This is a genomic window from Novosphingobium fluoreni, assembly GCF_014196615.1.
GTDB classification, from domain to species: Bacteria; Pseudomonadota; Alphaproteobacteria; order Sphingomonadales; family Sphingomonadaceae; genus Novosphingobium; species Novosphingobium fluoreni.
Genome location: NZ_JACIDY010000002.1, coordinates 714,895 through 726,408, shown reverse-complemented (window position 1 = coordinate 726,408; position 11,514 = coordinate 714,895). Strand labels below are relative to the sequence as shown.

The 11,514-nt window shown below is 63.5% G+C and carries 9 protein-coding genes; 6 read left to right on the top strand and 3 right to left on the bottom strand.

What is annotated here, in order from left to right; genetic code table 11:
- The first annotated feature begins 479 nt into the window (after positions 1 to 479).
- Positions 480 to 1,190, top strand: a complete 711-nt coding sequence (locus tag GGR39_RS07170) for an HPP family protein (RefSeq protein ID WP_343055808.1) — start codon at positions 480 to 482, stop codon at positions 1,188 to 1,190.
- On the opposite strand, the gene GGR39_RS07165 is transcribed toward GGR39_RS07170, so the two are convergent.
- The 3 genes from GGR39_RS07165 to GGR39_RS07155 all read right to left on the bottom strand — a co-directional run bounded on the left by GGR39_RS07165 (position 1,187) and on the right by GGR39_RS07155 (position 6,514).
- Positions 1,187 to 2,977, bottom strand: coding sequence for an acyl-CoA dehydrogenase C-terminal domain-containing protein (locus GGR39_RS07165; protein ID WP_183616459.1), 1,791 nt, complete (start codon positions 2,975 to 2,977; stop codon positions 1,187 to 1,189). The two genes, GGR39_RS07170 and GGR39_RS07165, sit on opposite strands and share 4 nt — an antisense overlap.
- 76 nt (positions 2,978 to 3,053) lie before the next feature.
- Positions 3,054 to 5,378, bottom strand: coding sequence for a 3-hydroxyacyl-CoA dehydrogenase/enoyl-CoA hydratase family protein (locus GGR39_RS07160; protein ID WP_183616458.1), 2,325 nt, complete (start codon positions 5,376 to 5,378; stop codon positions 3,054 to 3,056).
- Positions 5,378 to 6,514, bottom strand: coding sequence for a thiolase family protein (locus tag GGR39_RS07155; RefSeq protein ID WP_183616457.1), 1,137 nt, complete (start codon positions 6,512 to 6,514; stop codon positions 5,378 to 5,380). The genes GGR39_RS07160 and GGR39_RS07155 overlap by 1 nt, the downstream gene beginning before the upstream one ends.
- Before the next feature lie 189 nt (positions 6,515 to 6,703).
- On the opposite strand from GGR39_RS07155, the gene GGR39_RS07150 reads away from it, so the two are divergent.
- From GGR39_RS07150 to GGR39_RS07130, 5 genes are all read left to right on the top strand, one after another.
- A complete protein-coding gene (locus tag GGR39_RS07150; RefSeq protein ID WP_183616456.1) occupies positions 6,704 to 7,150 on the top strand; it encodes a DUF2147 domain-containing protein in 447 nt (148 codons plus the stop codon).
- Between the two features lie 54 nt (positions 7,151 to 7,204).
- Positions 7,205 to 8,503, top strand: coding sequence for an OmpP1/FadL family transporter (locus GGR39_RS07145; RefSeq protein ID WP_183616455.1), 1,299 nt, complete (start codon positions 7,205 to 7,207; stop codon positions 8,501 to 8,503).
- Positions 8,504 to 8,577: 74 nt separating this feature from the next.
- Positions 8,578 to 10,212 (top strand): long-chain-fatty-acid--CoA ligase, encoded by a 1,635-nt coding sequence (locus GGR39_RS07140; RefSeq protein WP_183616538.1) that lies wholly within the window; start codon positions 8,578 to 8,580, stop codon positions 10,210 to 10,212.
- A complete protein-coding gene (locus tag GGR39_RS07135; RefSeq protein ID WP_425490587.1) occupies positions 10,209 to 10,640 on the top strand; it encodes a MerR family transcriptional regulator in 432 nt (143 codons plus the stop codon). The genes GGR39_RS07140 and GGR39_RS07135 overlap by 4 nt, the downstream gene beginning before the upstream one ends.
- A complete protein-coding gene (locus GGR39_RS07130; protein ID WP_183616454.1) occupies positions 10,637 to 11,503 on the top strand; it encodes an acyl-CoA thioesterase domain-containing protein in 867 nt (288 codons plus the stop codon). The genes GGR39_RS07135 and GGR39_RS07130 overlap by 4 nt, the downstream gene beginning before the upstream one ends.
- Positions 11,504 to 11,514: the final 11 nt, after the last annotated feature.

Genomic DNA, 11,514 nt, shown 5'->3' with positions numbered 1-11,514 from the left:
CAATGCCAAACCACAAAGCCATAAATGACCCCGCAGCAAAACATCTTAAAGGCATCGACTTGTTTGTAACTGGTACCCGGAGCCCAAAGACCCCCAAGACCAGGCGCCGTCGCCCACATGTCCCTTCATCTAAACCAACAATGTCAAAGAACACGAAATAACCGCCAGATCATACCAGCAACCATCTCCACCGAACAGTAAAGCCGGACAACCAGCCATCCCCCGCTTTCTAGGTGGGGAACTCAGTTGTCCGTCATGTCGGCGACCAAACTAAACATGCCGTTGAAAGCAACGTCCCGTCCGGTGAAACGCCGTATAGGCAACGATAACGAGTCGGTCAAACACCAATTTCAAAAAAGTTTCATAGCAAAACCAAACCCCGAAAAAATGACGGGATTCAGCCACTCCGCGAGATCGGGAGACTGGTTCAGCCCATCGGCCATCGCTATGCGCTGCCCTCGAAACAGGGAGAGCCGATCGTGTCCGTTACCAAGCCCATCCCTTCCCTGCGCTTTCCCGCGCCGCACCTCCCGCAGCATGGAACCGCCTGGCGCGGCGCGATTGGCGGGATGCTGGGCATTGCCATCGCGGGCGGGATCGGGGTGATCCTCTGGGGGGCCACGACGGCCACTCTGCCTTGGCTGGTCGCGCCGGCAGGGGCGTCGGCCGTACTGATCTTCGCTGTGCCAGCCAGCCCCTTGGCTCAGCCCTGGCCGCTGATCGGCGGCAACGTGCTGTCTGCCTGCGTCGGACTGCTATGCGGACATCTGATCGGCATGCCGCTGATGGCGGGAAGTCTGGCCGTGGGTTTGGCGATCGCCGCGATGAGCGTGGCGCGCTGCATGCATCCGCCCGGTGGCGCCTGCGCCTTGCTCTACGCCCTTGCCGCGTCGGGTCCGGACAAGTGGAACGCGCTCCATCTCGTTACGATCTTTGCGAATGCTGTGGCGCTGGGCGGGGTGGCATGGCTGTTCAACAACGCGAGCGGTCACTCATGGCCGCACCGCGCTCCCACGCCGCCTTCACGCAGCGCGCACTCCGCTCTTGCCCATCAGGCCCTGGCGGCGACGTTGGCGGAGTGGGACGAGATGATCGATGCTGATATCGCCGACCTGGACGCTATTTTCCAAGCGGTCGAGCGGCGCATCCGTTCGATCGAACAGAGTGCGCCGCCCGCTTCGCAGATTTAGAACGCTGCGGCTTCCAATGCCATCATAGATGCCTTGCCGCTCTTGATCGCCAGGAATGCCGAAGTCGCTTGGGGCAGGATGCGATCGAAGAAAAAACGCGCGGTGGCCAGTTTGGCCTTGTAGAAGTCGGCCTCGTCCGTGCCTCCCTTCAAAGCCGTCTGTGCGACGAAGGCTGCCTTGGCGAAGCAATACCCCATCGCCACCAGCCCGAGCAGACGGGTGTAATCGGTGGCGGCCGCGGCGGCTTCTTCAGGATCGCGCATACCTCGCTCGGCTATTGTCGCGGTGGAAAGCTGGAGGGCGCCAAACGCCTTCTCCAGACCTTCGACCATCTTGCCCAGATCGGCGTCCGCCTTGTTCGCCTCGATGAAGGTCGAGACCGGGTGGAAGAAGCTGCGCAAGTAGCGGCCCATGTGCGCGGGCAGCTTGCGGCCGACGAGGTCCAGCGCCTGGATGCCGTTCGTGCCTTCATAGATCATCGCGATCCGGGCATCGCGCACATATTGCTCGACCCCGCTTTCCGCGATGTAGCCATGGCCCCCATAGACCTGAACAGCCAGGTTCGCGCTTTCGAAACCCAGGTCGGTGAAGAGCGCCTTCACCACCGGCGTCATCAGCGCGACGAAATCCTCGGCCCGCTGTCTCGCTTCCGGATCGGTCGCATGCTTTTCGGCATCGAGTGCGCGGCTGACCCAGGCGGTGATGGCGCGGCAACCTTCGTTGTAGGCGCGCATCGTCATCAACATGCGCCGCACATCGGGGTGAACTATGATCGGGTCCGCCGGGCCGCCGGGGTTCTTCACGCCCGATAGCGAGCGGCCCTGCAACCGGTCCTTGGCGTAGTACACGGCGGACTGATACGCCGCTTCGCCGACGCCCAGGCCCTGAACGCCGACCGAAACACGCTCGGTGTTCATCATCGTGAACATGGCTTCCATGCCCTTGTGCGGTTTGCCAACCAGCCAGCCCACGGAATCGTCGAAGTTCAGCTGGCATGTGGCCGAAGCCTTGAGGCCCATCTTGTGCTCGATCGCCGAGACCGAGACACCGTTGGCAGGACCGACGGAACCATCGTCCTTGGGCAGATACTTGGGCACCAGGAACAAGCTGATGCCCTTCACGCCCGCCGGTGCATCCGGCATGCGGGCCAGCACCAGGTGGATGATGTTCTCGGTCAGATCATGCTCACCGGCCGAGATGAATATCTTGGAGCCGGTCAGCTTGTAGCTGCCGTCATCCTGCGGAACCGCGCGCGTGCGCAACAGGCCAAGGTCGGTGCCGCAGTGCGATTCGGTAAGACACATCGTGCCGGACCATTCACCCGAGACCATCTTGGGCAGAAAGCGCTGCTTCAGCTCGTCGCTGGCATGGCCCTCGATCGCGGTGGTGCCGCCGTGGGTCAAGCCGGGGTAGAGGCTGAACGAGACATTCGCAGCACAGATCATCTCCTCGGTCATCTTGTTGACCGATTCCGGCAGGCCCTGCCCGCCCCACTGCGGATCGGAAGCAAGCGCGCACCAGCCGCCGTCGCGGAACATCGCGTAAGCTTCCTTGAATCCGGTGGGCGTGCGAACCACGCCGTTTTCCAGGATGCAGCCTTCCGCGTCACCACCGCGATTGAGCGGCAGCAGCACTTCCTGCGCCACCTTGGCGGCTTCTTCCAGGATGGCGTCTGTCAGGTCGGGCGTGAATTCCGCCAATGCTTCGAGATTGCCGAAGCCATCGTCGTTGTGGAGTTCGTGCAGGACGAACTTCATGTCGCGAAGGGGTGCCTCGTAGACTTGCATGTCATTCTCCTTGGGAGCGCCCGTCCCCTGCCCTCGTCTGAAGGTGGCAGTTGGGTTGCGCGCTCCGCTTTCGTCCTCAATTCCGCAGCGGCTTGCCGGTTTCCAGCATCTGCTCTATCCGGGCCACGGTCCGCTTGTCGCGTACCAGCCGCATGAAGTTCTGGCGTTCCAGCGTCAGCAGGTCGGCCTCCGTCACGATGTCCACGGTGTCGGCGTCGCCGCCGGACAGCACCGTTGCCAAAGCGTCGGAAACGACCATGTCGTAGTCGGTCGCCATGCCGCGCTTGTGGAAGCCCTCGGCCGCCATGTTGAGACCGGTGTGACCGCTCTCACCGGGGAGGCGGAACGTCGGCGGCTCGGGCGGCTTGTAGCCCTCGACCAGCGAAAGCGCCTTGCGCTTGGCGTCGTGAAGCAAGCGGTCACGGTTCATGGTGATGCCGTCTTCGGGGCGCAGGAACATGAGTTCCTTGGCCTGCTGGGCCGACTTGCTGACGGTGGCGGTGGAGATGGTTTCGAACACCTTGGCCACCGCGGGCATCGGCCCCTTGGGCATGCCCGGCGCGTTGCGGGCACGGTCCAACATTTCGCCGCAACCACCCCAGCCGGGGATCAGGCCGACGCCGCATTCCACCAGGCCGGTGTAAAGCTCGGCATGGGCCTGCACCGCGTCGGAGTTCAGCAGGATTTCGCAACCGCCGCCTATCGCCATGCCCGCAGGCGCGCTGACCACCGGGAACGGCGCATACTTCAGCGCCTTGTAGGCCATCTGCCCACCAGCCACGAGCTTCTCGATCTCGCTCCATGCGGCGATGTTCACCGCGAAGATGGCTAGGCCCAGATTCGCGCCTGCCGAGAAGCTGTCGGCATCATTGTAGACGATCATCGCCTTGTAGCCTTGCGCCACCAGCGGGATCGCCTGCCCGATCAGCTTCATCACCTCACCGTCGAGGGCGTTCATCTTGCCGGTGAACTCCAGGCAAGCGACGCCATCGCCCACGTCCCAGAGGGCGGCGGAGGCATTCTTGAGCAGCGGTTTCGCGCTCAGCTTGAAGTCGGCCAGACGCAGCACGCCTTCGGGGCGGACGATATCGTGGTATTCGCCATCACGGCCCAGGAACTGGCGCTTGCCGTTCTCGACGCGATAGAACGCCCGATCGCCCGCCAGCGTCAGCAGTGCCGGAACCGGCTTGCCTTCGGCGGACAAGCGCTCGGCGAAATACTGCGCGCCAAGCTTGTCGATCATCTCGAACGGCCCGGCCTTCCAGTTGTACCCCAGCCGCATCGCATCATCTATCGCGACGACATCGTCCGCCGCATCGGGCACCAGAGATGCGGCATAGGCCAGCGTTCCCGACATGAGGGCCCAGGCATAGTCACCCAGCTTGCCCTTGGTTTCGACCAGAGCGCGCAAATCGCCCTTCGCCGCCGCGCCAGAGACACCGGTCACCTTGGCCTTGGGCCGATACGCGCCACTGGCCAGGTCGATGGCTTCGAGCTGCTTTCCCTTTTCACGGTTCACGCGATAGAAGCCGCCCTTGCCCTTCCGACCGGTGTAGCCGTCGGCGATCATCTTTTCGATCAGCGGAATATCGCGGGCAATCGCCTGATAGGGATCGTCCTTGGCCAGGGTGCCGGTAAGACTGGCCTTCAAATGCGGCATGAGATCGATGCCCACCAGATCGACCAGCCCGAAAATGCCGGTCTTGGGCACGCCCATCGGCTTGCCCGCCACCGCGTCGGCTTCCTCCACGGTAAGGCCGCGATCCATCGCTTCGTTGATGCCCAGCTGAATCCAAAGCGTGCCGATGCGATTGGCGATGAAACCGGGCGTATCCTTGGCGCGCACCACGGTCTTGCCCATCGCCACATCGGCAAAGGCCTGAACCTTGTCGACCACGGCCGGATCGCTATCCGGTCCGGCCACGATTTCCAGCAGCCGCATGTAGCGCGGCGGATTGAAGAAGTGGGTGATCAGGAAATCGCGCTTGAAGGCGTCCGACCGTCCCTCGACCAGATGGGCGAGCGGGATCGTGGAAGTGTTGGAAGACACCGCCGTGCCGGGCCGCTTAACCTCTTCGATCCTGGCATAGAGGGCCTGCTTGATGTCCAGGCGCTCGATCACGGCCTCGATCACCCAGTCGCACTCGGCGATCTTGCCAAGGTGATCCTCGATATTGCCGGTCTCTACCAGCTTGGCGGCGCGGGTGCTCATGAATGGCGCAGGGTCGGTCTTGAGCATCCCGGCCACTGCGCCCTCGGCGATGGCGTTGCGATTGCCGCCGTCCTTGGGCACGATATCCAGCAGCAGCACCGGAACACCGGCGTTGGCGACTTGCGCGGCGATCCCCGCGCCCATCGTACCGGCACCGATCACGCACACTTTGTTGATGGTGGCACTCATCAGTCGACAGCCTCCAGAACGGTCGCGATGCCTTGACCGCCGCCGATGCACTGGGTGGCCAGCGCATACTTGCCGCCTTCACGCTTCAGCAGCGATGCCGCCTTGCCGACGATCCGCGCGCCCGTGGCGCCCAGCGGATGACCCAACGCGATCGCCCCGCCGTCGATGTTGGTCTTGGCCGGATCGACGCCAAGGTCGCGGATGCAGGCCAGCGCCTGGCTGGCGAACGCCTCGTTCAGTTCGACCACGCTGAGATCCTTCGCCTCGATGCCGGCGCGTTGCAGCGCCTTCTGGCTCGACAGGATCGGACCCAGCCCCATAGTTTCAGGCGCGCAGCCCGATACGCTGACCGACTTGATGCGCGCCAGGATCGGCAGGCCATGCGCCCGGGCGTATTCCTCTGTGGTGACCAGAACCGCCGCCGCGCCATCGGTTACCGGCGATGACGTGCCCGCCGTTACGGAACCTTGCGCATCGAACGCGGGCTTCAAGGCAGCCAGCGCTTCTGCACTGGTATCGCCCCGGATCGCACCATCCTCGCTGACCAGCCCGGCCTTGGTCTGAATCGGCACGATTTCGTCGGCGAACCGGCCCGCATCGCGTGCGGCCGCAGCGCGCTTCTGGCTTTCTACCGCGAAGGCCTCCTGCTCGCCACGCGCGATCTGGTACTTGCTGGCGACGTTCTCAGCCGTCTCGCCCATCGACATGTAGGCCGCGCTCTTCTTGCCAAGCTCGGGATTGGGCATCGGATTGAAGCCCATCATCGGCACGCGGGTCATGGATTCGACACCGGCGCAAACGAACACCTCACCCGCGCCGATGGCGATCTGGCCCATCGCGATCTGCACCGCGCTCATTGAGGAACCGCAGAAACGGTTCACCGTCATGCCGCCCACGCTGATCGGCAAATCTGCCAGCAGCACTGCCAGACGCGCCACGTTGAGACCCTGCTCCCCCTCAGGGAATGCACAGCCGACGATGACATCCTCGATGTCGGAAGCTTCCAGGCCGGTCTTCTGGATCAGGCCGCGAATGACCTGTGCCAGCAGATCATCAGGACGGACCTTAGTCAGCGCGCCCTTGTTGGCAAGATGGAAAGGGGACCGGGCATAACCGGCAATAACGACGCTTTGCATGCAACTCTCCTCGGCGCGGACGGTCTTCGCGATTCTCGCCGCTCAATCTCGCCTCTAAAGGTGCGCTACTTTCCCTATACGTCAAGCAATTTTTGCGCTAGACCGATTCTCGAAGCCGGCAAGCACAGGTGGATTCCTCAAGAAAACGAGGAGGCACCGCCGGCACAATGGAGAGCGAAGGACAGCTGCATGAAGATATTGAACTCCTCGTCGCTGGCGATGGCATCCCTGGGGCTGGCAGCTACGCTGGTCGCGGTTCCGGCGCTCGCCGCCGGGCCTGAAATGGTGCTTGGCAAGTGGCGCACGCCCAGCCGCAACGGTGTGGTGGAAATCACCAAGTGCGGCACCTCGATCTGTGGCCGCCTGATCGATTCCCAGAACCTTCGCACCAACCCCAACTTATTGGACGAGAAGAACAAGGACACCGCCAAGCGCAGTCGCAAGCTGAAGGGTCTGCAGCTTTTGGGCGGATTTACCGGCAGCGCCAAGCAGTGGGACGGCGGCACCATCTACAATCCGGAAGACGGCGGCACCTACAAGGCGACGATCACCCCGGCCGGCGCCGATACGCTAAAGCTAAAGGGCTGCATCGTCTGGCCGCTTTGCAAGACGCAGACCTGGACGCGGATCAAGTAAATACCTCGGGTCGTTCAAGCTTTTAAAAAATCAGGGAACTCAGGAGAGAACCGAATGAATACCAGCAAGGGGCGCATCCTCGCCGGAACCGCAGCCACCGCGCTCGCCTTCGGCATCAGCACCGTAGCCAGTGCGCAGGCCTTCTATCTGCAGGAGCAGTCTGTCCGCGCCCAGGGCCGGGCGTTCTCGGGCGAGGCGGCCGATACCGGCGTAGACTCGCTGTGGTGGAACCCCGCCTCGATCGGCGGCATGGAAGGCGGCGAAGCGGCGATCCACGCCAGCGCCATCATCCCGCGCGGCAAGGTGGTGGACAACGGCACCGTGATCGTCCGCCCCGGCCAGCGCCCCGCCCCGGTCGGCGGTGATCCCGTCGCCCGCAACCCAATCAATAAGGGTGTGCTGCCCTCTGGTGCGGTCGCCTATGGCATGGGCCGCGTGGCTTTCGGTCTGGCGGTGAGCGCACCTTACAATTTCACCACGGACTACGATGCCGAAAGCTGGGCGCGGTATAGCGCGGACAAGACCAAGCTGCGCACTTTCGATATTCAGCCTTCAGTAGCGTTCATGGTGACGCCGCAGCTCAGCATCGGCGCGGCCTTAAACGCGGAGTATGCCGATGCCACGCTGAGCAATTACCTGCCCAACTTGTCGCCTGCGCTGCCCGACGGCCGCCAGCAGTTGAAGGGCAACGGCTGGGACTTCGGCTGGTCAGCCGGTGCGCAGTATCGTGGCGGTCCGGTGACGCTGGGCCTGGCCTACAAGTCCAGCATCAAGCACAAGCTGGACGGTTCGATCACCACGGAAGGCCTGCTGGGCCCGCTCGCCGGCCAGAATCGTTCTATCGACACCAGCGCTTCTTTCCGCACACCGTGGCAGGCGATCGGCAGCGTCCGGGTGAAGGCAACGCCGCAGTTGACCTTGAACGGCCAGGTGATCCGCTATGGCTGGAGCAAGTTCGACGCGATCCGGCTGGGCGCTCCGGTGAATGCCGCTATCCCTGAGAACTACAAGAAAAGCTGGACCTATGCGTTCGGTGCCGATTACGACGTCAACCCGGACCTGACCGTGCGCGCCGGCATCCAGCACGGCAACACCCCCACCCGCGATGGCGATCGTGACGCCCGTGTGCCGGACAGCAACCGCTGGAACTTCTCGGCCGGCACCAGCATCAAGGCCAGCAGCGCGATCACGGTGGACGCCGCCGCCAGCTACATCACGTTCAAGGATGCGCCGATCGACCGGATCACGGCGGCCTATGCCGGCACCGCGGCGCAGACGCCGGTGATCACCAACGGCGAGTTGCGCGATGCATCCGCGCTGGTCTTCTCGCTCGGCGCAAGGATGGCGTTCTAATGGCGGCCGCGGCGCACAACGCCGGCCCTCGCGAGCCGGCTGACCTTGGTACCCCCTCGGCACCGCTTGATGAGATGCCGGCGATCGCGCCGCGGCTCCTCACCGATTTGCTCGACCATGCGGTCGCCCGCCATGGCGCTTGGCCCGCGGTCGACTTCATGGGTCGCAAGTGGACGTATCGTGAGATCGGCGAACTCTCTCGCCGAGCGGCTCGGGGTCTGCAGGATCTGGGAGTGCGGCCGGGAATGAGGGTCGGGCTCTGCCTGCCCAATACGCCCTACTATGTCATCTGCTACTTCGCGATTCTGCGGATCGGCGGCGTCGTGGTAAACTTCAACCCACTCTATACCGAGCGGGAGCTGGAGCACCAGGTGGTGGACAGCGGGACGGAGGTGATGATCGCCTCCGACCTTGCCATGTCCCTCCCCAAGATCGAGCCGCTGATCGGCAAGACCAGCCTGCACCGCGTGGTAGTCTGCCCGATCGCCGGTGTCCTGCCCGCGATCAAGGGCACCGCCTATCGCCTGCTTAAGCGCAAGGATATCGCGCATGAGCCACATGATCTGCGCTTCGTGCGGTTCCACGATCTGATTGCCCGCCAGGCCGATCCGGACCCGGTGGTGCAGGACCCCTGCGATCTGGCGGTGCTGCAATATACCGGCGGCACCACCGGCACTCCCAAGGGCGCGATGCTGACTCACGCCAACCTCGCCGCCAATTCGGCGCAGATGATCGCGCACGTCGGCCATTTGCCCGAAACGCAGGAGCGGACGCTGGGCGTGCTGCCGATGTTCCACGTCTTCGCGCTGACCACGGTGCTGAACTACTCGGTCGATACCGCCGCCGAGATGATCCTGCTGCCCCGCTTCGAGATGAAGTCCTTCCTGGAAACCGCCAAGCGGGTGAAGCCCACGCAATTCTTTGGCGTGCCCACGCTTTATGCCGCGCTCAACAACGTCGAGCTGCATGGCGAGTTCGATCAGGTGCGGGTCTGCATTTCGGGTGGCGCGCCTCTGCCGCTGGACATTCGCCAGAAGTTTGAAGCGAAGACCGGAGTGCGCGTGGTGGAAGGCTATGGCTTGTCCGAAGCCAGCCCGATCATCGCCTGCAATCCACTGGAAGGACTGGTCAAGGAGAATTCCTGCGGACCTGCTTTCCCCGGCACCGCCATCGAAATCCGCGACCCCGAGAACATTCATCGCGTGATGAAGCAGGGCGAGCGTGGCGAAGTCTGCGCCCGGGGGCCGCAAGTGATGAAGGCCTACTGGAACCGCCCCAAGGATACGGAAGCCACCTTTATCTATGGCGCGCTGCGCACCGGCGATGTCGGCTACCTGGATGAGGACGGCTACCTGTTTCTGGTCGATCGCATCAAGGACCTGATCCTGTGCAGCGGCTACAACGTCTATCCCCGCATGATCGAGGATGCGCTGTACGAGCATCCCAGCGTGGCCGAGGCCGTGGTGATCGGTGTGCCCGATCCCTATCGGGGACAGTCACCCAAGGCATTCGTGGCCTTGCATCAAGGTGATCTTGTCGGCGAAGAGGAGTTGATGGAATTCCTCAAGACGCGGATCAGCAAGATCGAAATGCCCTCCAGCATAGAATTCAGGCCCAGCCTGCCCAAGACCATGGTCGGCAAGCTATCGAAGAAAGAGCTGGTGGCCGAAGAAGCCGCACGGCGCGCTGCCGCTCAGGGCGTTTTGTGACCCTAGCGGAAACGGCGCCGGACGCGCCCGCCGATCTGCTCGGCATCCAGGAAGCGGCCACCGAGCTGGGCGTCACGATGCGCACCTTGCGCTTCTATGAAGACAAGGGCCTGATCGCGCCGCAACGCGTGGGCACCACCCGCATCTATTCGCGGCGAGAGATCGGGCGGATGCAGCTGATCCTGCGGGGCAAGCGGCTGGGCTTCAGCATTCGCGAAATCGCCGAGTTCCTGGACCTCTACGATGTCGATCCCGAGCATCACGCCCAGGTGCGCCAATTGATCGCCAAGGTGGCCAAACGCCGATCGGAGCTTGCCAAACAGAAGCAGGCCATCGAACAGACGCTGGAAGAGCTGGGTTCGATCGAGCAGCAGGCACAGGACTGGCTGCGCGAACATCACGGCGAGGCAAAGGGCCAGGTATCGTGAACGAGCAGGAAGCTTCCGTCTTCGAGGTTCAGCGCCTTCTAGAAGTGGAGGAACTGGATACCGACTTCTATCGCGGCGCGGCGCGGCCCGAAGAAGGCGGCAGGATCTACGGCGGGCAAGTGATCGCGCAGGCACTGGCGTCAGCCGTCGCCTCTGTGGAACCGGGCCGGGCCGCCCACTCGCTTCATGCCTATTTCCTGCGCGCCGGTGACATCACGCGCCCCGTGATCTACCGGGTCATCCGCGATTTCGATGGCGGCACTTTCGCCAATCGCCGGGTCGTCGCCTTGCAGGACGGACGGCCGATCCTGAACCTGGCAGCCTCGTTCCAGCGGCCTGAAAAGGGCCTGGCTTATCGCGGCCCGATGCCGCAACCGCCCGGCCCGGAGGCTGCCAAGCCGCTGGCCGACTTTCTTACGGCGGCGATGGGAACGTTACCTTGGCCTTTTCGCGACCTTGCGCTCGCGCTGGACATGCGTGTGGGCCAGATCGACGCGAAGGGGGCCGATCCGTCAGTCGGGATGCCCGGCCTTCCCAGCCAGTGCGCCTGGTTCCGCCTGCCCGCCGGGCTAGACGAAATACAAGCGCGGACCGCGCTGGCGCTCGTGAGCGACTACGGCCTCATCAACACCGCGCTGCTGCCCCATGAAAAAGGATGGTCCTCTCCAGATATCCAGTCCGCCAGCCTGGACCACGCGATCTGGTTTCATGAGACGCCGCCGCTGGGCGAATGGCTGCTCTATACCATGGACAGTCCCTGGTCGGGGCATGGTCGAGGCTTGGCGCGAGGGACGATCTTCACGCAGGATGGCGGAATGATCGCCAGCATGACCCAGGAAGGCCTGATCCGCCACCGTCCGTGATAGCGGACAAG

What these genes read in the sequence shown, in the direction of transcription:
- GGR39_RS07165 (WP_183616459.1), bottom strand. Translation starts at nt 2,977, where the DNA reads ATGCAAGTCTACGAGGCACCCCTTCGCGACATGAAGTTCGTCCTGCAC.
- GGR39_RS07160 (WP_183616458.1), bottom strand. Translation starts at nt 5,378, where the DNA reads ATGAGTGCCACCATCAACAAAGTGTGCGTGATCGGTGCCGGTACGATG.
- GGR39_RS07155 (WP_183616457.1), bottom strand. Translation starts at nt 6,514, where the DNA reads ATGCAAAGCGTCGTTATTGCCGGTTATGCCCGGTCCCCTTTCCATCTT.
- GGR39_RS07150 (WP_183616456.1), top strand. Translation starts at nt 6,704, where the DNA reads ATGAAGATATTGAACTCCTCGTCGCTGGCGATGGCATCCCTGGGGCTG.
- GGR39_RS07145 (WP_183616455.1), top strand. Translation starts at nt 7,205, where the DNA reads ATGAATACCAGCAAGGGGCGCATCCTCGCCGGAACCGCAGCCACCGCG.
- GGR39_RS07140 (WP_183616538.1), top strand. Translation starts at nt 8,578, where the DNA reads ATGCCGGCGATCGCGCCGCGGCTCCTCACCGATTTGCTCGACCATGCG.